19 protein-coding genes are annotated in these 22,284 nt (G+C 41.7%); 3 read left to right on the forward strand and 16 right to left on the reverse strand.

Annotation, left to right across the window (positions count from 1 at the left end; all coding sequences use genetic code 11):
* The 10 genes from hisS to AC1PJ9_RS06680 form a co-directional block, all read right to left on the reverse strand.
* Positions 1–1,293, reverse strand: coding sequence for a histidine--tRNA ligase (gene hisS, locus AC1PJ9_RS06635; protein WP_263612901.1), 1,293 nt, complete (start codon positions 1,291–1,293; stop codon positions 1–3).
* Positions 1,290–2,405 (reverse strand): flavodoxin-dependent (E)-4-hydroxy-3-methylbut-2-enyl-diphosphate synthase, encoded by a 1,116-nt coding sequence (gene ispG, locus AC1PJ9_RS06640; RefSeq protein WP_000572095.1) that lies wholly within the window; start codon positions 2,403–2,405, stop codon positions 1,290–1,292. Before ispG ends, hisS begins: the two co-directional genes overlap by 4 nt.
* 21 nt (positions 2,406–2,426) lie before the next feature.
* Positions 2,427–3,218 carry a helix-turn-helix domain-containing protein gene (locus AC1PJ9_RS06645; protein ID WP_263612900.1) on the reverse strand — a complete coding sequence of 264 codons (792 nt, stop codon included), beginning with the start codon at positions 3,216–3,218 and terminating at the stop codon, positions 2,427–2,429.
* The gene (gene pilW, locus AC1PJ9_RS06650; protein ID WP_311087129.1) at positions 3,209–4,009 is read right to left on the reverse strand and encodes a type IV pilus biogenesis/stability protein PilW; all 801 of its coding nucleotides are present in this window, start codon (positions 4,007–4,009) and stop codon (positions 3,209–3,211) included. Before pilW ends, AC1PJ9_RS06645 begins: the two co-directional genes overlap by 10 nt.
* A 15-nt stretch (positions 4,010–4,024) precedes the next feature.
* Positions 4,025–5,257, reverse strand: a complete 1,233-nt coding sequence (rlmN, locus tag AC1PJ9_RS06655) for a dual-specificity RNA methyltransferase RlmN (RefSeq protein WP_151682915.1) — start codon at positions 5,255–5,257, stop codon at positions 4,025–4,027.
* A 122-nt stretch (positions 5,258–5,379) separates the two neighbouring features.
* The gene (gene ndk, locus AC1PJ9_RS06660) at positions 5,380–5,811 is read right to left on the reverse strand and encodes a nucleoside-diphosphate kinase (RefSeq protein ID WP_000963851.1); all 432 of its coding nucleotides are present in this window, start codon (positions 5,809–5,811) and stop codon (positions 5,380–5,382) included.
* A 113-nt stretch (positions 5,812–5,924) separates the two neighbouring features.
* Positions 5,925–6,125: a Fe-S cluster assembly protein IscX gene (gene iscX / locus AC1PJ9_RS06665; RefSeq protein WP_004698764.1), complete on the reverse strand. Its 201-nt coding sequence runs from the start codon at positions 6,123–6,125 to the stop codon at positions 5,925–5,927.
* Positions 6,126–6,224: 99 nt separating this feature from the next.
* Positions 6,225–6,776 (reverse strand): phosphatase PAP2 family protein, encoded by a 552-nt coding sequence (locus AC1PJ9_RS06670; RefSeq protein ID WP_039250407.1) that lies wholly within the window; start codon positions 6,774–6,776, stop codon positions 6,225–6,227.
* Positions 6,777–6,800: 24 nt separating this feature from the next.
* Positions 6,801–8,099, reverse strand: coding sequence for a glycosyltransferase family 4 protein (locus AC1PJ9_RS06675; RefSeq protein ID WP_311087200.1), 1,299 nt, complete (start codon positions 8,097–8,099; stop codon positions 6,801–6,803).
* A 139-nt stretch (positions 8,100–8,238) separates the two neighbouring features.
* A complete protein-coding gene (locus AC1PJ9_RS06680; RefSeq protein WP_311087130.1) occupies positions 8,239–10,422 on the reverse strand; it encodes a carboxy terminal-processing peptidase in 2,184 nt (727 codons plus the stop codon).
* A 192-nt stretch (positions 10,423–10,614) separates the two neighbouring features.
* Here AC1PJ9_RS06680 and nagZ point away from each other — a divergent pair, with 192 nt between their 5' ends.
* Positions 10,615–11,634, forward strand: coding sequence for a beta-N-acetylhexosaminidase (gene nagZ, locus AC1PJ9_RS06685; protein WP_311087131.1), 1,020 nt, complete (start codon positions 10,615–10,617; stop codon positions 11,632–11,634).
* Positions 11,635–11,931: 297 nt separating this feature from the next.
* Positions 11,932–12,774: a class I SAM-dependent methyltransferase gene (locus tag AC1PJ9_RS06690; protein WP_311087132.1), complete on the forward strand. Its 843-nt coding sequence runs from the start codon at positions 11,932–11,934 to the stop codon at positions 12,772–12,774.
* A 56-nt stretch (positions 12,775–12,830) separates the two neighbouring features.
* Here the strand turns inward: AC1PJ9_RS06690 and AC1PJ9_RS06695 are convergent, their stop codons facing one another.
* Complete coding sequence (locus AC1PJ9_RS06695; RefSeq protein WP_311087133.1) at positions 12,831–14,144, reverse strand: alpha/beta fold hydrolase; 1,314 nt, start codon at positions 14,142–14,144, stop codon at positions 12,831–12,833.
* Between the two features lie 299 nt (positions 14,145–14,443).
* On the opposite strand from AC1PJ9_RS06695, the gene AC1PJ9_RS06700 reads away from it, so the two are divergent.
* The gene (locus AC1PJ9_RS06700; protein WP_086496145.1) at positions 14,444–15,709 is read left to right on the forward strand and encodes a glutamate-5-semialdehyde dehydrogenase; all 1,266 of its coding nucleotides are present in this window, start codon (positions 14,444–14,446) and stop codon (positions 15,707–15,709) included.
* A gap of 114 nt (positions 15,710–15,823) precedes the next feature.
* Here the strand turns inward: AC1PJ9_RS06700 and AC1PJ9_RS06705 are convergent, their stop codons facing one another.
* The 5 genes from AC1PJ9_RS06705 to edd all read right to left on the reverse strand — a co-directional run bounded on the left by AC1PJ9_RS06705 (position 15,824) and on the right by edd (position 22,174).
* Positions 15,824–17,452, reverse strand: a complete 1,629-nt coding sequence (locus tag AC1PJ9_RS06705) for an NADP-dependent glyceraldehyde-3-phosphate dehydrogenase (protein WP_274785914.1) — start codon at positions 17,450–17,452, stop codon at positions 15,824–15,826.
* A gap of 144 nt (positions 17,453–17,596) precedes the next feature.
* Positions 17,597–18,109, reverse strand: a complete 513-nt coding sequence (locus tag AC1PJ9_RS06710; protein ID WP_087606373.1) for a gluconokinase — start codon at positions 18,107–18,109, stop codon at positions 17,597–17,599.
* Between the two features lie 17 nt (positions 18,110–18,126).
* Entirely contained in the window at positions 18,127–19,485 is a 1,359-nt protein-coding gene (locus AC1PJ9_RS06715) for a GntT/GntP/DsdX family permease (RefSeq protein ID WP_004698779.1), read from the reverse strand.
* Between the two features lie 185 nt (positions 19,486–19,670).
* On the reverse strand, positions 19,671–20,300 hold the full coding sequence (gene eda, locus AC1PJ9_RS06720) for a bifunctional 4-hydroxy-2-oxoglutarate aldolase/2-dehydro-3-deoxy-phosphogluconate aldolase (protein WP_004698780.1): 630 nt from the start codon (positions 20,298–20,300) through the stop codon (positions 19,671–19,673).
* Between the two features lie 20 nt (positions 20,301–20,320).
* Entirely contained in the window at positions 20,321–22,174 is a 1,854-nt protein-coding gene (edd, locus tag AC1PJ9_RS06725) for a phosphogluconate dehydratase (protein WP_311087135.1), read from the reverse strand.
* Positions 22,175–22,284: the final 110 nt, after the last annotated feature.

Here is a 22,284-nt window from a genome sequence, read left to right on the forward strand (position 1 = left end):
TTATTTTGTAAATTTTTCAATTAAGAATGGTACGAGTTCAGCCAATGCAACTTGAGACTGCTCAGCTGTTGCTAACTCTTTGATAGCAAGCTGCTGTGCTTCCCATTCACGTTCACCCAAAATCATGGCGTAAACGGCCCCAGCTTGATCAGCTTTTTTCATCTGACTCTTCATGCTGCCTTGTGAACCCGTTTTAATGCGAACATTACTATTAGCAGCTTCTAACTGATCACGTAATTGCTCTGCCAAAACCAATGCTTTAGCTTGATAAGCAGGCTCTGCAACCAAGAAAACTTCACAATCGCGTACAGTTTCAGCTTGTTCAACTTGCTCAAGTAGAAGCAATAAACGCTCCATCCCCATTGCAAAACCAACAGCAGGTACAGACTGATCAGCCTTACCTTTTAATTGACCAACCAGACCATCATAGCGTCCGCCTGCACATACTGTACCTTGCGAACCTAGTGCTGTCGTTGTCCACTCAAAAACAGTTTTATTGTAGTAATCTAGACCACGTACCAATTTTTGATTAATTACAAATTTAACGCCTGCAGCAGTCAAATAGTCTTGTAATTGTTGGAAGTGGCTTAGACTATCTTCTTTTAAGAAGTCATGTAATTTCGGCGCATTTTCCAAAATTTTCTGGGTCGATTCAATTTTAGAATCTAAAATACGTAATGGATTTGTCGTTAAACGACGCTGTGAATCTTCATCCAAAGCATCTTTATGTTCATTTAAGAACGTAACTAAAGCATTACGGTATTCTGTACGCTCATCTGTTTCACCTAAAGTATTCAACTCAAGCTGAACCATGTGATCAACGCCCATACGTTTCCACAAACGAGCTGTCAAAAGAATCAATTCTGCATCGATATCAGGAGTTGCTACACCAAAAGTTTCTACACCGAACTGATGGAACTGGCGGTAACGTCCTTTTTGTGGTTTTTCATAACGGAACATAGGTCCCATATACCACACACGTGGTGTAGCACCACGCAACAAGTTATGTTCAACCAACGCGCGCACACAACCCGCAGTCCCTTCTGGACGCAAAGTTAATGATTCAGGTGGGTTCCCTTTATCGAAGAATGTATACATTTCTTTTTCAACGATATCAGTTGCATCACCAATAGCACGTTTAAACAGTCCCGTTTGTTCAACGATCGGCAAACGAATTTGTTGGTAACCATAAGCATCCATTAACGATGCTAAATGCTGCTCGAGACGTCTCCACGCTGCTGTTTGCGTTGGTAAAACGTCATTAAAACCTTTGATTGCGACAATTGAACTCATGATGAACTACGAATAATTTCTTTAGATTTAGCTTCTTCAAGCTCTTGAACACGTTGACGAACCATAGTTTCGATTTCATCAACCAATTGATTGGTATCAATTAAATGGCTTTTCTCACCATTACGATAAACCAATGAACGAGGCGCTGCCCCAACAACCCCGATATCTGCTTCTTTTGCTTCACCTGGGCCATTTACCTTACAACCAATAACCGAAACATCCATTGGCGTACGTATATCTTCTAAACGCTCTTCTAAGGCTTGCATCACCTGAATCACGTTAAATTCTTGGCGAGAACAACTTGGACACGCAATAAAGTTAATCCCGTTAGAACGTAGGCCAAGCGATTTTAAGATATCAAAACCGATCTTGATTTCATCTTCTGGTTCAGCAGCAAGCGAAATACGCATGGTATCGCCAATGCCTTCCATCAATAACCCACCAAGAGCAATCGCTGATTTCACAGTACCTGTACGGTAAATACCAGCCTCGGTTACACCCAAGTGCAATGGATTATCAATTTGTTGTGAAAGCAAACGATAAGCATCCATGGTTAAAAACACATTTGATGCTTTTACACTGACTTTAAACTCATGGAAATCTAGACGGTCTAAAATATCAATATGACGTAAAGCCGACTCAAGCAGCGCCTGCCCTGTAGGCTCGCCATATTTTTTCTGTAAGTCTTTTTCTAGAGAACCCGCATTCACACCAATACGCATAGAAATGCCATGATGACGTGCAGCAGCAACAACTTCACGAACTTTCTGGTCTGAACCGATATTACCTGGATTAATACGCAAACAGTCTGCACCATAGTCTGCAACTGCCAAGGCAATTCTATGGTCAAAGTGAATATCAGCCACTAATGGAACTGAAACACGTTTGCGGATCGCACCAAAGGCTTCAGCTGCTTCCATAGAAGGAACTGAAACTCGCATAATATCTGCACCTGCATCAACACAACGTTCAATCTGAGCAACTGTTGCATCGACATCGCAAGTTTCGGTATTTGTCATACTTTGCACGCTAATAGGTGCATCGCCGCCGACATAGACCGAACCAACACGGATTTTACGTGTTGGTCGACGTTTAATTGGGTTCTCTATCATTGTATCGCTCAACTCATGGTATTAGCGGGATAAACGGAATTCAGCTTTACCGTTTACCGTATATGGAGACAATGAAATCTGTTCTTGGTTTAAACTTAATGACACAGCTGTTGCGTCATCAAGACGAATCTGGAATGGAGACTCACCATTTAAGGTTAAAGTCGATGCCTGACGACCCGTAGCTAAAACCTTCCCTGTTGCATCTACAATATGAACAGAAGTTGGACGGTTAAAGTTTAACACCAATTGATCACCCGCTGTTGCAGAGGCATTTCCTTTCATAGGTAAAACTTCAACATTAGACTGATTCGCTTTTGGCGCCTCAGCTTCTTCTTTGTTTGAAGTCCATTTTTGGACACCCATCACAATCAATGACACGACAGCAATAATCAAAATCGCAAGCAATGCGCGCTTTAACCATTTTTTATTACGATCACTATTAGAACCCGGTAATTTACCCATGATTTTAATTGGTGAGTTGTTTAAAGCATGATTTGGCAAAAGGCCTGTATCGTTTGCATAAATCTCATCAAAACGCTGAATAATTGCAGTTGCATCAGCATTTAAATATTTTGCATAAGAACGATAATAACCTTTGATAAAGGTTGCTTCTGGCAAAGATTTATAATCGTCTTGCTCTAACGCACTGAGCGTTTTAAGCGGCATATTTAAATCTGAAGATACTTGCTCTAATTCTTTTTTCTGAGAAACACGAATTTGACGTAAATACTCACCAGGACGTTGAATATTTCCTAAAGCAGAAGTCGGTAAGCTTGAGCCAGTTGGCTGCTGTGAATTAGGATTTATTTCCATACGGCCTCAGTACTATACTGTAATTGCAAATAACGTTGATATTCTGGACTTTCCGGGAATAAAGCACGTAACTGGTTTACTAAAACTTGCATTCCCATTTTATCCGCATTGGCTCGAGCCACTCTTAAACCAATCCAAAGTGCGCGAGCACCCTGATTTTTCTGCCCCACTGTACGAACATATTGTTCATACATTTGTGTAGCAGCCGGAATCTGCTGCTGCAAATAAAAAATTTCTGCTAACTCTAACATTGAAATGTAAGAGTCGCGGTTAGCAAGGAGTGCTTGTTTGAATGTTTTTTCAGCACTCGCAATATCACCCAATTTTAAATAAATCCGCCCAAGATTTTCTAAGGCTTGATAGCGTTGATCATACCCTAATGTTGCACCAGCAATACGGAATTGCTCGACCGCATCATTATAATGCTCCATTTGGTACAAGTACGTACCATAATTATTACGCGCCTGAGCATTATCAGGCTCAGAAGAAATTGCACGTTTAAAATAATGTTCTGCTTTTTCTAAATTGGGTTTACTACCTTCTTGTTGCAATAAAATACCCATCATCATATTTGCCGTTGCATCACGACTATCGACACTTAAGGCTTGATCAAGGGAACGCTTTGCAGAATCCAAGTCACCAGAACGAATGTATTCTGCAGCAAGCTGCGTACGCACCTTCACTGCTTTTTCCGGGTCCTTTTTTAGTGTTGGCGAAGTCTGACAACCACTTGCCAGAAATGCAACTGCAACCCCCATACATAACATGATCTTTAACTTCGGAGTACTCAAAGTTTTCCCTCAACTTTATCCTTGTGTACGTAAAATCTCTTGACGCTGTGTAACTTTTTTCTGCCACTGTTCAGCACGGCGGGTTCTATCAGCTACTTGACCCACTAACTGTCCACATGCAGCGTCAATATCATCACCACGTGTTTGACGAATCGTACACACAAATCCGGCATCAGACAAAGTTTTTTGGAACGAGATAATACGATTTCGGCTTGAGCGACCATATGGCGCGTGCGGGAACGGGTTAAACGGAATCAAGTTAATTTTACTTGGTAGGTTTTTTAATAATTTAATCATTTGCTGTGCATGTTCAGGTTGGTCATTCACACCTTCCAACATGACATATTCGATAGTCACATGTTTACGCGCACTTTCATTACCATCTTTGGCAATATAACGCTGACATGCTGCAATCAATTGAGCCAATGGATATTTTTTATTAATAGGCACTAATTCATTACGTAGTTCATCGTTTGGCGCATGTAAAGAAATTGCCAAAGCGACATCAATATCTTTCGCAAGTTGGTCAATTTTTGGTACAACACCTGACGTTGATAAAGTCACACGACGTTTTGACATACCATAAGCAAAGTCATCAAGCATAATGTGCATTGAGCTTAATACGGCGTCATAGTTGAGCAATGGCTCACCCATACCCATCATCACGACATTGGTCACTGAACGCTCACGTTCAGCAACAGGCACTTCTTCCATATAAGAATAGTTTGCCATCCAAAGTTGCCCAATAATTTCATCTGGCGTTAAATCACGCTGGAAACCTTGCTTACCTGTTGAACAAAATGAGCAGTCCAATGCGCAGCCCACTTGAGAGGAAATACAAAGCGTCTTACGTAGTCCAGTTTTATCTTCGGCAGGAATTAATACAGTTTCAACTAACGAACCTGCACCCTCACCTACACGGAACACCCATTTACGTGTGCCATCTTTTGAATAATGACGGTGAACAACCTCAGGAGCTTTAATCTCACAAATTTGTTCAAGTTTTGCACGCAACTTGCCTGAAATATTCGTCATTTCAGCAAAATCAGTAACAAAGTACTGATGAATCCATTTCATGACCTGTCCGGCACGAAACTTTTTCTCACCAATATCTTCAAAGAATTTTTCTAATTGCGCGCGTGACATGCCGAGTAAATTCACTTTTTCGGCAGCAGGCGATGCTGGCGTGGACGAAGATTGCTGCTGTCCATCAAGATTTTCAGATGAAACGACCACTGCAGAACTCATGTGTATTTACCTAAACCATGTCAAAAACAGAAGATATTGTTCAAGAATCAGACAATATGCTCTTGAGAGAATAAAAAAACCAGATAAGTAGTATACCACTTATCTGGTTTGAATGCTTTCGATTAACGAGTGCGTGGGCAGATCTCGTTGTCAGCAAAGAAGTAAGCAATTTCACGCTCTGCAGAAGCAACTGAGTCAGAACCGTGAGCAGCGTTTTCGTCGATGCTTACAGCGAAATCAGCACGGATAGTACCAGGAGCCGCTTCTTTAGGGTTTGTAGCACCTAAAATTTCACGGTGAGCAAGAACTGCGTTTTCGCCTTCAAGAACAGATACTACAACTGGACCAGAAGTCATGAATGCAACTAAGTCACCAAAGAAACCGCGTTCTTTGTGCTCTGCATAGAAACCTTCAGCATCAGCTTGAGAAAGGTGTTTCATTTTAGTCGCAACAATTTTTAAACCCGCTTTTTCGAAACGAGCAAAAATTTCACCGATGTGGTTTTTAGACACAGCATCAGGCTTTACGATAGACAAAGTACGTTCAATAGCCATGAGTGGCTCCTTTATTTTAAGATTTAAACTTTAAAAAATTTGCAGCATTATACCGATGTCATAGGTAATAATCAGCTTTGAATGTGTAAAAGTTGCGATTTTTTCTACTGTTTTTAGCGAACTTCGTCTATCCAGGCCATTTGGATACCTTCTAGCAATCCTTCGGTTGATTTATTTGGGTCATCACTGAAGTCTGGTAATGCACATACCCATGCATGTAAATCGGTAAAACGGATCCATTGCGGATCAACTTCTGGATGTGCTTCTGACAATTCAATGGCAATATCAATCGTATCTGTCCAACGTAAGCCCATAGCGGCTCCTATCTGTTTAATCTGCTAAATCACGAACTGTGTACTTTAGCAAATCCACAAACCTAATCGATAGCTTAAGCTGATAAAAATTACTGTTCGTTATAAAGCGATGTTTAATAATGGCGCTACAAATATAATGATACTTGCCACTGCTGCACCAATAAGTGCACCCACAATCACATCACTTGGGTAGTGAAGTCCAAGCACCATGCGAGACAACGCAACCAGCACCATGAAAGGTAACATAGCGGCTAATAACACAGGTTGGATATACCCCAACACAATTGTCACCATCACTGCATGTAACGTATGACCAGATGGAAAACTAAAGTGATCGAGTGGTCTTTCACCAAGCACAATTACTTGATGGACTTGGTATGGGCGTGGACGTGTCGTTTTATGTTTTAAAAATTTATAAATTGCCGTTCCTATTGAGCCGCCAATTAACAAATAGATAATTTGCAAACTGTAGGTAATGCCATGCATTCCCCATACAATTGCCAGCATGAGGTACCAAAATGGCCCATCGCCCGCACGGCTAATAATTTTAAAGAATAAAGCCACACGTTGTGAGTGAGAAAAATGATTGAGATATAAACAGCCTCTCAAATCAAGATCGAGTATTTTTATTTTTGCATTCTTTAATTTCATGGTCGTTCTCCTATTTTAGGATACTTAGGTGAAGTCCACCGAGGATTCCTTCACTACCTGATAAAATGCCTGTTCTAATTGCTGTACCGGAAGTTGCCAACCGCTTTGCTGTACTTCGCGACAGGCTTGTATGCCCATTTCTCTAAGTTGTTGTACTGGAGGGAGTTGATAAATTTGTTGTATAAAATGGTCTTTCTGTCCAAGTGGACTTAACCAGCCACTTACGTTATGGACTAAATATTGATGTGCACATGCATAATCATACGCGATAACTGGCAAACCACTTGCCATTGCCTCTAAAACTACGTTACCAAACGTTTCAACTTGACTCGCAAATACAAATACATCTGCGCTTGCATAGGCAGCCGCCAACTCTTGTCCACGCAAACTACCGGTAAAAACAACATTTCTCGCTTCTGGCAGTGCTTTTAAGCGAGCAAGATCCGGGCCATCTCCCACCACAACCAGTTTAATTTTATGTTGCTGCATGTTTTGCATGGCTGCATAACTTTCAACAATCAATTGCACTTCTTTTTCTGGTGATAAACGCCCTACATACAGCATGACACGAGTATCGGCATCGACACCCCATTGTTGGCGTAAGCTTTCTGAGCGATGCTTTGGCGAAAAGCGCATGGTATCGACACCTCGTCCAACCACAATAAGTGGACAGGTAATACCAAAACCACGTAAAGCTTCTTCTGTATCTTTACTTGGAACACAGGTCACTTGAGTATTGTTATGAAACCAGCAAAGATATTTTTGAATTGGCTTAACTAAAAAAGCCAGATCAAAGAATCGACTAAAATCTTGAAATGGTGAGTGAAAGCCACTAGACACCGGAATGTCTTTTGCTTTTGCAGCTTGCATAGCAGTTAACCCTAGAGGCCCTTCCGTCACGATATGCACAACATCTGGCATAAACTTTTCAAAAGCTTTTGAAACTTTTAAATATTGAGGCCAACCAAATTGCAGCGTTGGATATTTCGGAATCGCTTGTGACATGACGAGACATTCTTGTTCTGGCAAAAAATCATGACACTTTGCTTTTTGTTCAGGTCGAACCAGTAGTATTTTATGCCCTTGTTTTTGCAAACCTTGACATAACTGTAATAGTGAGAGTGCTACGCCATTAATTTCTGGTGGCCATGTCTCTGTCACAATGGCAATTTTTAAACGAGGACGAACCAACCCGTGGAGTTGGTGCAATTCCTGAGTATTAGACAACTGCTGTTTTTGTTTAAAATAGAATTGGAAGCTTTCAGGGAGTTGCTGTTGTTTTAATAGTGCTGTCGCGTATGAGCCTTGCATAGCGCCATCCATCAATGTATTTATTTTCATGCTTAAAGATTAAGCAGCTTTCTTGACACTTTGATGATAAATGCATGACAGTTTACTGACATAAAAAATTAAAAAAGCACACTGAGAACAGCGTGCTTTTTCGTAAAACAGACAAAAGAACTTAACGGTTTTGCAATTTTGCATAGTCCATAAGTACATTTGCCGCTTCATTCACAAATGTTTCTTCTTCTGGCAGCGCGGGACGTTGGTTAGCTTTCATTTTGGCACGAGATTCAGCTAACGCATCTAATGAAGCTTGGTAGCTTTCCCAGTTTGCAAAAGGTTTTTGACCTGTTGCTGCACGACGTTCATTTTCAGCATCTAAAGTTTGCTTTTCTAAACTCAAAAGCTCTGCACGGCGCTTATCAATATCAAGCACAACCTGTTTCTGGTCACTCGTAACCTTCGCGATTGCCGTACGTTTATTTAAATATTTAAACTGAGGATCGGCAGCAACACGTTGTTCAGAGAATTGAGACAACTTCGCAACATATGGTTGAACAGAACCTTCACGCTTAAATGGTGCGGTAGGAATGGTATCCCACTTCAATGCGTTTTTCGATTTACGCTCACCAAACTCTTCGTTATAGATATCGACAAGCTTAATATCTGGCACTACACCTTTGTTTTGCGTACTACCACCTGTAACACGGTAGAATTTACGCTGAGTTAAGGTCGCTTGGCCGTATGCCAAAGTATCAAGTTGGACCTGAGCTGTACCTTTACCTGTAGTTGTACTACCAATGATAATGCCACGTTCATAGTCTTGAATTGCCGCAGAGTAAATCTCACTTGCTGAAGCAGATGCCAAGTTCACCAATACAGCGAGTGGGCCTGTATAGATTTGCTGACCGCCATCGTTGTCTTCAAACACACTTACATTGCCGTTACCATCACGAATTTGCACAACAGGACCTGACTTAATCACTTGTCCAAGCATACGTGCAACTTCTTCTAATGAACCACCTGGGTCATTACGCAAGTCAATAATGATACCTTCTACTTTCTTTGCTTTTAATGCCTCAAAAGCATTTGCAGTATCTTCGGAAACTGAACGATATTGCTGACCAGCGCGACGTGAACGATAGTCAAAATAGAACGATGGAATTTCAATCACACCTAATACATGCTTTTTACCATCGCGTGTCACTTCAACTGTACGCGAACGAACACCCGCATCTTCTTCTTGAATAACGTCACGGACTAAAGTCACATTACGGGCCTGACTCATTGATGCACCAGCACCAAGAAGTTTTAGCGTGACTTTAGTGCCACGTTTACCCCGAATAAGCCCAACAATTTCCGAACTCGACCAGCCGACCACATCAATCATTTTCCCGCCCTCTTGAGCGACTCCAACGATTCGATCTCCCGATTTCACTTGACCAGACTTACTTGCAGGGCCACCTTCTACAATGGTTTCAATCTTGGTGTAATCTTCATTGCCACGCTCTGGACGAATCGACACCCCAATCCCTTCAAGCTGTAAGGTTGTTTGGCGATTCAGTTCAATCGCATCAATTGGCGGATAATAGTTACTGTGCGGATCATAAGTTGCCAACATTGCATTTAATGTTTTATCTAAAACATCATCGCTTTTCACACGACTAATTCTTTCAAGCTGACGTGTATAACGCTTAGTCAAAGTCTGAGCTGGCGTTAAATCCTCTGGGCCAGTTAAGTCCTGACCATCAGCAAGTGAAGGATTTTCTTTAAGCGCTTTTTGTTTCGCCTGCTCTTCTTCACGGCTAATCGTTAAATTAATTAACTGAGAAACCAGCATTTTACGCCAGTGATTTTGTTGCTCAGCAGTCGTTTTAAAATACGGTGCTTTTTCACGATCAACTTCAATATAACTATTCGGCTGCTTTAAATTTTGCTGTTGTTTTAACTCAGCTAACATGAACTCATAAAATTGTTTTAAGCGTTCACGATATTGCTGGTGAATTGCAAACGGTCCAGTTAAGTTCCCCGCTTTTAACGAAGCACCAAAATTTGAACCATAGAGTTTTTTATAATTTTGAACTTCAGCGTCTAAAAATAATGAATGGTCTGGATCAAGACTGTCTAAATACATATCAAGAATACGGTTAGATGTATTCGCATCCAAACGCATATTTAAATAATGTTGGCGATCAACTAAAGTTGCCAGTTGACGAGCCACCAAGGCCTGCTCTTGCGTTGGCTGGATCGATTGAGAAACAGCAGCTGTATTGGTTGCTGCTCTTGCTTCGTTCATCGTATGAGAGAAGAATAAACCGCCAGTCGCGATTGCTACTGCACAAGCTATAGTTTGAAGTTTCATAAATTCTTAATACTTCCTTGGGTGTTCGTATCTTACACGCTCTGTTTTCGATATGAACTAAGCAGATTCAACATCTTAACCAACTAAATTGTTTATACCGTGTAGTTTTATCATATTCTGTACTGACAAAATGTAGCAAATCATTGCAAAATTCGCTTATTGTTTTTCAATCAAAATTCAAATGGAACCAATATGATTGGCGCGTTGATGCTGGACATTGCCGGCACAGAACTTACTAAAGAAGATATTGAACTATTACAAGCTCCGCAAGTCGGTGGCATGATTTTATTTGCACGAAATATTGAATCACCACAACAAGTCCGTGCTTTAACCGACCATATGCGCCAAGTTCGCCCAGATATTTTGATTGCTGTCGATCAAGAAGGTGGTCGAGTTCAACGTTTAAAAGCTGGCTTTACACTATTACCAGCGATGGGCCGCTTTGGCGAACTTTATATCACTCAACCGCAAAAGGCTCTTGAACTGGCTGAACAGTGCGGCTGGTTAATGGCAACCGAAGTCCTTGCAGTCGGTATCGATTTTAGTTTTGCACCAGTTTTAGACCTTAATGCAATTAGTGATGTGATTGGCGACCGTGGCTTCTCTAAAAACATTGAGGATATTGCCCCACTTGCTGGCGCATTTATGCGCGGTATGAAAAAAGCTGGAATGGCAAATACCGGTAAGCACTTCCCTGGTCACGGTTCAGTAAAAGCAGACTCTCATGTTGCTGCTGCAATTGATAGCCGCAGTTATGACGAAATTTATAACCATGACATGCAAAGCTTCATTAAGCTTATGCCTGAGCTTGATGCACTCATGCCTGCACATGTGATTTATGATCAGGTTGACCCAAATCCGGCAGGTTTCTCACCTTTCTGGATTCAAGAAGTTCTACGCAAACGTTTGAATTTTAATGGCGTACTTTTCTCTGATGACTTAAGCATGCAGGCTGCTTGTGTAGTAGGTGGCGCAGATGCACGTATTCAGGCCGCTCTGGCAGCGGGTTGTGATATGGGGCTGGTATGTAATGACCGTAGTGCAGCATGTACAGCACTTGAAGGTATTGCGAACTTAGAGCTACCAAACCAAGAACGCCTTGAACGCATGCGTGGCCAAATTCCACAAATTCAGATTGGTGAAACTTTATCGCTTGGAAATGAATGGCAAGCTGTCAAAACAGCCATTGAAGAGTTTAAAAATTCGATCTAAATTATGAATACGTAGAAGCGTCATCTGCAACCTGCGTAGTGCTTAATAAGTATTGTATTTGCAATATATAAGACAGATGGATACATCTAACAGGTTTTGCAGATGACAATGGTTTTGCCTACTTTTGCCAAAACAAAAGTAGGTCGAACCGAAGGTTAATCCCGATATGAAACATTTAAAATAGCAAAACTCCGCCGTGATGTATTAATCAACTTAAATGACGTAATTTCAATTCAAGATCTTATAGCGCTTAGGCAATGAAGATCACAGAAAAACAATAAATCGAGTTCAGGACGAATGACACAACACCTTTCAAAACACCGCCACATCTCTTTTACAGCCCACTATACGGGTTATATCTGGTATCAAATGGGGATCTCACACGAAGCATTTGCTACGAGTAAAGGCAAATCGTTGGCATATTTAGTTCACCCATTAGAATCTTGGGCAGAGAAATATGTCGGTGGCAGCATGCGCACGACGCTTAAACAACGCCATACCATGCTCGATCATGATTTAGAGAAGTTAATTCAAGAAAACTCTGATTTACAGGTGCTTGAAATTGCTTGTGGTTTATCACCACGTGGCTGGTGGTTTAGACAGCATTACCCTTCGATTACCTATCGGGAGCTTGATTTACCCGATATGGCACAAACCAAACAAAATGCCCTACAACAAATTGAAAAAAATGCACCTGAGATTTTATCAGTCGATTTATTTACAGATGCTTTTGCTCAAGCATTTGAAGTGTTTGACCCGAACCGCCCACTGGTTGTGATTAGTGAAGGTTTGATTAACTATTTTGATAAAGACTTATTAAAACAACTGATCCAGTCGATTGCTCACTACGGAACTTCTTTTAAAAAGCTCCATTACTTAACCGACCTCTACCCTGAACCCGTTAAAAATAAACTCGCCAGTATTATCTGGAACAGCAGTAAATTATTGAAATTAATGTCTCGAAGCTCTTTTAGTTTTCACTTTAAAACGCCACTTGAGGTGAAAGACTTTTTTAAAGATGCAGGATTTAGTAAGGTGAGTGTTGAGCAACCACAAATATTCTTTGGACAAGTTTCTAAAGAGAGAAGTGAAGAACATTTAGGTGACTTAGTTTGGACCATTCATGCCCAAACAAAATAATAAATATAAAAAAATGGAAGCTCGAAATAAACGAGCTTCCATTTATAAAAACCTAATTAAGCAGTTTGTTTTTGACGGACAATAAAACGACTTAAACGATCAGCAAGCTCAAAACTGCCATGCTTAAATAAAGCACGGATTCCTTGTTCAGTAGCTTCAAAGATTAAACATTCAATCGAGAAAGGGCCTTCCTCATCTTCTAAATGCAGAGCCAGATCCCGTGGGTGTTCATTTACAAAGTCGAGCTGTGTCACATCATCGAACTTCAAGTAAATCCCAAAGAAAGTCACGTCCACAATCGTCACTGGCAATTCTGTTTTACATTCACGGTGGCTCAGTTTCGTTTTAGGCTGGAGAACTGGAATCCGTTCCTCACCTCGGCGCTCCATACTTTGCATTTGTTCGCGCGTCATTGGAATAATGCCATCCAAATTTTGGATAGATTCGCCTTTTAAAAATGAAGTGAACAAACTCATGGTTTCTTTACGACGCTGGAGCTGTGGTACATGATCTGCGTTTGCAATTAGTGCAAATTCCATATCTGGACATTGCAAAGCAAAATTGGCATTTTCATGAGGCAGAGTAAAACTGTCATACTGCCCTGCTGCAACCAGTGTTTTACACTTTGGAATCGGCACATCTGTTAAACGCAAAAGTCGATTACAGTTAATGTCATAACGTTCACGCTCGGTACCCGTAAACTCAGCCATTTGCCTAAAAAATAATTTTTTAGCTGTAGGTGACATACGCGTTTTATCTAACTTGGCATGGTTTACCAAATATAAAATGACCGCTTGCCCAAACTCTTCCATACGGTTTTCTTGCATGAGTTTGAGCGATTCTTCCAAAATCATTCGCCAGCTTTTACGGGTCTTTTGCATAACACCCATCAAAATCATGCGATCCATCAAATCTGGACGGTGATAGGCAAAACAAGAAGCAACCACTGAACCCAACGACATTCCCATTACAGAAACTTTTTGAATTCCGACAATATCTAACCAGCGACCTAACATTTCTGATAAATCTGGTAGTTCTAATGTTCCAGCAGAAATTCCAGTATCCCGATTGGTAATTTGTTGATTTGCACCCATAGATGGCAAGTCAATTAGAATGACCGGACCACTTTCAAACAGTTGCTCAACACAATATTTATAAGAGTTAAAATTTTGAAAAGCACCACCAACAATCACAATCGGTGTTTTGTGAATGGTTTTTGGGTCTGCAATCGCCATGTATTCAATTTTCCAGCCCTCAATCCATGTAGTACGAGCTGGTTGTTTAAAACTATCTCTATGGTAGATATCGAAAAACCCAAAACCGGCATAAGCTTGGTTTATCTCCGAATCCATTTGAATAATGGAATTCATATCCTTGCTTCCTCCTTGCTGTAATTTTTTTATGCTGCAAGAGTTCCTTCTTGAACATGTAATCTTTTATGCACAAATCTTTAAAATTTGTATTAGTTTGTATTGCACAAGTCCATTCTAAACAATTGTCTGAAATATACGCAATCGCTGAAATGACCGCTCATCTTGTTTAAGCCGCTAATAGTTTTCAAAATATTTAAATGTTTTTTTATAGCGGTCACATTTTTGAAAAAAAGCCATTCATTGTTCCGCATTTGACTGCTACTATCGTAGTCATTGGTAAATGATTAAAAACTGCTATGCAAGATTCAATTGAACAATACATGCAAAAAGTTGGGCAACAAGCACGTGAGGCTTCACGCGTTTTAACAAGTGCTTCAACTTCGCTTAAAAATCATGCACTCTCTGCTATTTATACTGCTTTAGAAAATAATCAGGCAGCAATCTTGGCGGCGAATCAACTCGACATGGAAAAAGGTCGTAGCAATCAGCTTGATAGCGCCTTACTTGATCGTCTTGAGCTTACGCCCGCACGCTTTAAAGGGATGTTGCAAGGTTTAAAAGATGTGATCGCGCTTGTCGATCCAATTGGGGAAATTACGGATCTTGCATATCGCCCCACAGGTATTCAAATTGGAAAAATGCGTGTGCCATTGGGTGTCGTTGGTATGATTTACGAATCACGTCCAAACGTAACACTTGAGGCTGCATCTTTAGCGATTAAATCGGGCAATGCCATTATTTTACGTGGTGGTTCAGAAGCACTTGAGTCAAATAAAGCCATCGCAGAAGCGATTAAACATGGTTTAAAAGTTGCTGGTTTACCTGAGCATTCGGTACAAGTCATTGAAACGTCTGACCGTGCAGCGGTTGGCCACCTCATTACCATGGCAGAATACGTAGATGTAATTGTTCCACGTGGTGGCAAAAGCCTAATTGAACGTGTAACCAATGAAGCTCGTATTCCTGTCATTAAGCATCTTGATGGTAACTGTCATGTGTTTGTAGAAGCTCAAGCTGACTTGCAAAAAGCATTACCAATTACATTGAATGCCAAAACACATCGTTACGGTGTTTGTAATGCGATGGAAACACTGCTTGTGGATGAAAAAATTGCAGACGTTTTCTTACCACGTATTGCTGAACTGTATGCTGAAAAACAAGTTGAGTTACGCGGTTGTCCAGAAACACGTCGTATTTTGGGTGCCTCTGTAAAACCTGCGACAGAAGAAGATTGGTATACCGAATATTTAGGACCAATTCTTGCTGTTAAGGTAGTGAGTGGTATTGATGAAGCAATTGACCATATCAATAAGTATGGTTCACATCACACCGATGCCATTGTGACTGAAAACTATACTTTGGCTCGTCAGTTCTTGGCTCGTGTAGATTCGAGTTCAGTCGTGATTAATGCTTCAACTCGTTTCGCTGATGGCTTTGAATATGGCTTAGGTGCTGAAATTGGTATCTCAACAGATAAAATTCATGCACGTGGTCCAGTTGGTTTAGAAGGCTTAACTTCTCAAAAATGGATTGTGTTAGGTGACGGTCAAATTCGTCAATAATCAAGCCATTCTTGCAAAAAAAACGCCTGATCAATTTCAGGCGTTTTTTTATTATTCAAATTATTAGCAACTAAAAAAACCAGCCAAAAGGCTGGTTTTTTAATCATATGTTCATTAGAAAATAAAGTCGGTATTCACAAATTTAGAATAGTGCTCAGACACCATAGAGGCCAGCATGCCTTTGCTATCATCGGTCTGTTTAGCAGCAATCATAGCGCGGATAGAAAATGCACGTAACGCATCATGCACAGACAGTGTACCTTCGGCAGAATCTTTACGACCACCAAATGGGAATACATCTGGACCACGTTGACACTGACAGTTGATATTTACACGACAAACTTGATGTACAAGTGTATCGACTAAATGACCAATTTGCTCAGGATCGCTACCAAAAATACTCACCTGCTGACCATGATCCGAAGTCGTAACATATTCCAGCACAGTTTCAATGTCATCATAAACAGAGACAGGCACCACTGGACCAAACTGTTCTTCGCGATACAGTCTCATACCCTCTGTCACCGGATAAACTACGGCTGGATAGAACATGGTTTTGCAGAATTCGCCACCTTCCGGATTAACGACTTTAGCTCCTTTTGCCACGGCATCTTCAATGACTTCAGTCATATAGGTTGTACGGTGCATACCTGGCAACGGAGTAATAAATACACCCTTCTCCCAAGGCATACCCACTTTTAGTTTAGCCAGTTCAGCCGTTAAACGCTTAACAAATTCGTCAGCTATTGACCGATGTACCATCAGCATTTTGAGCGCAGTACAACGCTGACCATTAAACGACAATGCTCCTAACAGGCACTCTTTCACTGTCAAATCCAAATCAGCATCTGGCAAAATAATGGCTGCGTTCTTTGCATCCAGTCCCAGAATCGCACGCAGACGGTGAGATTTAGGATGTTGTTTTTTCAAGTGATCGGCCACTTTACTAGAACCAATCAATGCCAATACATTAATTTTTCCAGATGCCAACAGATGCGGCACCACCAATGAACCTGGTGCATAAATGGTATTGATCACACCTTTTGGAAATGAATCACGGAATGCTTCCAACAATGGTTCAAACAATAAGGTACCAAATTGAGGTGGTTTAAAAATGATGGTATTACCCATCAGCATGGCCGGAATCAAGGTAGCAAAGGTTTCGTTCAGCGGGTAGTTGTACGGTCCCATACACAACACGACACCTAATGGAGTACGACGGATTTGACCAATCGTACCTTCAGCAATCACAAAGCGGGAGTTGGCATTATCCAGATCTTTCAGGGCATCAATCGTTTGACGCATATAGGTGACAGTACGGTCGAACTCTTTTTCTGAGTCCGCCAAGCTCTTACCAATTTCCCACATGATCAGTTTAACAATGAGGTCTCGCTGTTCCACCATACGCTGAATAAAATTCTGCATACAAGCAATGCGCTCACCAACTTTCATCATTGGCCATTCACCACGACCATTATTGTAGGCACGTACTGCAGCTTCTAACGCTTCGTCACTTTCTTTCTCACCCATGACTGGATAACTACCAAGCTCAACTTGCTGCAAGCTACCGTCAGGTTGCTGAATCCAGATTGGAGAGAATGTCTTCTTGGTTGAACCAGCCCATAACTTCAACTCACCATCCACTAACGAGATACGCTGATGAATCTGAGATGGCAGACGTACGCTGTCAGGAATACTATCTACTGGGGGAAATTTATGTTGTAAATTATTTGAATGGCTCATTATTCTTATCTCCAATTATTTATAAATTTAAACCTAGCCTGTTATGAACAGGTCTAGTTTGTGTGAATACCAGTACTGTTACCGGTATTCACCTTGCTTGGGCCTCAGGCTATAGAGCCATCAAGATGTGAGTTTTAAATGAGGTTATCCTCGACACACACTATCAGTCACCCCTAACTTCTGGATGACTTGTTCAATGATCTGTTCTGGTGTGAGCGCAATATCAATAGCAATTGCTTCATTCACATCAGGTTCCTCTAATGTATCTAGCTGAGTTTGTAGCAATGATGGGTCAAAGAAATGGCCTGCTCGCTCAGCAAGACGTTGCTGCAACAGCTCATAAGAACCTTTTAAGTATACAAACTTAATATTCTGGTCCTGCCCTCTTAAAATATCGCGATACATCCGCTTTAAAGATGAGCATGTAAATACAGCTGTTTCACCATCTCTTTGTTTTGTTTCAATCGCCTGACGAATGGCTTGTAACCACGGCAAACGGTCTTCATCAGTTAAAGGAATACCTTGGCTCATCTTGCTTTTATTTGCAGCCGAATGAAGCGTATCGCCATCGAGGAACTCACAAGCCAAACGCTCTGATAACAACTCACCGATTAGGGTTTTACCTGTTCCACAGACACCCATTGCAATCACAATCATGGATTACTCACCTTTAATTATAAAATAGTGCTAAGCAGTAGCGTGAAAGATAAACCCAACACCGAAATGATCGTTTCTAATACCGACCAAGTTTTGAGTGTCTGCCCTACTGTCATACCAAAATATTCTTTGATTAGCCAAAATCCTGCGTCATTTACATGTGAGAACACTAATGAACCCGAACCCGTCGCAAGGACTAAAAGTTCCGGCCTAACAGCAACGCCAGCCGTAGCTGCAATTGGAGCAACAATGCTACAAGCGGTAGCCATCGCAACCGTTGCAGAACCTGTAGCCAAACGAATCAATGCTGCGACAAACCAGCCTAACAATAATGGCGATAAATTTGCCTTCAAAGCTGTAGATACAATCTCATCAGAAATACCGGTGTCACGCAAAATGCCACCAAAACCGCCACCTGCACCTACAATCAACATAATCCCGGCAATAGAAGCTAAACACCCGCCACAGAATTTTTCAATTTGTTCACGGTTAAAGCCCTGCATCGTACCAAAGGTAATAAAGCTGACCAGTACAGCAATAAGCAATGCGATATCAGAAGTACCAATAAAACGTAGTACATCATTTGCGAAAGTTTTTGGTGCAAAGAACAGATCAGCCCAACTTCCGATTAACATGAGTACGACAGGCAACATAATCGTAAATAAGGTAATCCCAAAGCTTGGTAGCTCACGAGTCTTGGTCGTATCCGCATCAACAAACTGCTTTGCTAACGGGTTATTCTCAGGCAGTTTGACGTATTTATTAATCCAGAGTGCATACAAAGGCCCAGCCACAATAGCTGTTGGAACACCGACTATTAAACTGTAGGCAATCGTTTTACCAATATCAGCATGATATGCCTGCACCGCCAGCAAAGCTGCTGGATGTGGCGGAATTAAACCATGTACAACCGACAAACCAGCCACCATCGGCAAGCCAACAACCAGTAAGGACTTGCCTGTCCGTTTAGCAATGTTGAACGCAATTGGAATGAGTAGAACAAAACCGACTTCGAAAAATACGGGAAGACCAACAATAAGGGCAATAAACATCATGGCCCAGTGAATATTTTTCTCACCAAACCATTTAATTAAAGTAATTGCTATTCGTTCAGCACCACCCGACTCGGCCATCATTTTGCCGAGCATCGTTCCGAGTGCGATTACAATCGCAAGGTGGCCCAAGGTTTTACCAGTACCAGCTTCATATGACTTAACAATATCGCCCATTGGCATGCCAACAGCTAAAGCTAAACCGAGTGAAACAATGATAAGAACTAAAAAGGGATAAATTCTGAACTTCGCGATCATAACAACCAATGCAATAATCGCGATTACAGTGTAGATCAGCAACATGCCACCCTGAACCGTCTCCATGGGACACTTCTCCTTGGAATTATTATTTAGGCACACTGCCTAAACAAAGGTCTTCAACCACAGTAATTCCTACTGTTAAGACATTAATTTTTTATATTTAGGTGTAACCAGCACAAACTGGTCACATCAATACAGCCTTTAAAGCACATAGAATGCACTTCATTTTTTATAAATATTGACTACATTTACAATGCTCTCAACTGACTCGCAATTTGAGCTAAACGCGTAATTTCAGCCCAGTCTTGTGCAGCAACAGCAGCTTTAGGTGTCAACCATGAACCACCTACACAAACTACGTTAGGTTGCTTCAAGAAATCTGGTGCTGACTCTGCTGTAATTCCACCGGTCGGGCAAAAACGCAAGTTTGGAAATGGACCATAAAATGCTTTGAGCATCTCGACCCCACCTGCTTGCTGAGCTGGGAAAAACTTCACAATGTCATAGCCAAGCTCAATCGCCTGAATCAGATCACTGGGCGTCATGACTCCTGGTAATAAAGGTAAGCCAGCATCTTGTGCAGCCAAATGTAAGTCTTTTGTTAAACCAGGAGATACACCAAACTTAGCGCCTGCTTTTTTAGCTTGAGCACAATGCTCAGGCTTGGTAATTGTTCCCACACCCACCACAATGTCGTCTGCCAACTGAGACGCTCGCTCAATAGCAGCCAAACCAGCAGCAGTACGTAAAGTAATTTCCAGTACCTTTACACCACCAGCATGCAACGCACGTGATACATGTTCACCTTGTTCGGCAGAGTCAAAAGCCAACACTGGAATTACTGGGCCTAATTTGACCACATCTTCAATCTTGCTCATTACTTTGTAATTCCTTTGTCTCAAATATGCACTTGTGGCTCTTCACCAACAAGTGAACCAAACACAGATGCCCCATGTTCCGCAGGCGCTGCTGCTGCACGGAATACACCAAATAATTCACGACCAAAACCGACTTCGTTTTCTGCCTGATGTTCTGGCTGTGCAACAGGGCGTGATTGCCAAGTTTGTTCATCTAACTCAATATCGAGTACACCAGCCTCAGCATCGATAACCAACATATCTCCGGTTTGGACTTTAGCAATCGGCCCATTTAGTAAGGCTTCTGGAGACAAGTGAATCACCGCAGGCACTTTGCCTGAAGCACCAGACATACGACCGTCAGTGACTAAAGCAACATGGAAACCTTGGTCTTGTAAAACACCCAACACAGGCGTCAAACGATGTAACTCAGGCATACCATTCGCACGAGCACCTTGGAAACGAACAACCGCAATAAAGTCTCGGTGTAATTCGCCACGATCAAACGCTGCTTGTACCGCTTCTTGAGAGTCAAACACAATTGCTGGTGCTTTAACTTTACGGTGCTCTGGCGCAACCGCAGAAATCTTGATAACACCACGACCAAGACGACCTTGCATTAAACGTAAGCCACCATCTGGCTGAAACGGCGCATCAATGCTACGAAGTACTTTGTCATCAAGGCTTTGAACCACACCGTCAATCCAAGTGAGCTTACCGTCAATCAATTTCGGTTCTTTGGTGTAGTGCTGTAAACCCTTACCAGCGACTGTCGTTACATCGTTATGGAGTAAACCAGCCTCAAGTAAGTTACGAATAAGGAATGCCACCCCACCCGCAGCTTGGAAATGGTTTACATCAGCCTTACCATTTGGATAGATTTTTGCGAGCAATGGAACAACAGCAGACAACTCATCAAAGTCATCCCAGTCAATTAAGATGCCAGCCGCACGTGCAATCGCAATCAGATGCAATGTGTGATTGGTTGAACCGCCTGTAGCCAGTAAAGCCACAATGCCATTGATAATAGCTTTTTCATCGATCACATGACCAATTGGTGTGTAGTTGCCTCGCTCAGCAGTTAAGTCAAGCACACGTTTAGCCGCTTCGGCAGTGAGCGCATCACGTAATGGCGTGTGAGGGTGTACAAATGCAGCGCTTGGCAAATGTAATCCCATGACTTCCATCAACATTTGATTACTGTTGGCAGTACCATAGAAGGTACATGTGCCCTGACCATGATAGGCCGCCGATTCAGCTTCAAGTAAGGCATCACGGCCCACTTGGCCAGTCGCAAATTGTTGACGAATTTTGGCTTTATCATCATTTGATAAACCGCTACTCATTGGACCCGCAGGCACAAAAATAGTTGGCAGATAACCAAACTGTAAGGCACCAATCAGTAAGCCCGGCACAATTTTATCGCATACGCCGAGACACAATGCGGCATCGAACATATTATGAGAAAGTGCAATTGCTGTACTCATCGCAATTGTTTCACGTGAAAACAACGACAATTCCATACCGGCATTACCTTGAGTAATGCCATCACACATTGCTGGGACACCACCTGCAAACTGAGCAACACCACCATTTTCACGGGCAGCTGTTTTTATAATGTCTGGGAAGGTTTTATAAGGGGCATGTGCTGAAAGCATTTCATTATATGAAGACACAATGCCAATATTTGGTTCACGGCCAACTTTAATAATTAATTTTTCATTATCTTCCATGCTGGCAAAACCATGTGCGAGATTGGCACATGAGAGTGCTCCACGAGCAGGAAATTTACCTTGGGCATGTTCAATGCGTTGTAAATATGCAGAACGAGTTTTTTGGCTACGCGCGATTACACGCTCGGTAACTTTTGCCAATATTGGGTTCGGCAAGTCCATGCTGGACGCTCCTGTACAACCGGATAAGCCGGAAAAACAAAATAGACCAAACGATATATTTAACGATCATTTGGCAGAAGGATGAATAATATTATTAAGGCAAAAAGCGA

The sequence above is a fragment of the Acinetobacter sp. 70_2 genome, from assembly GCF_056736115.1.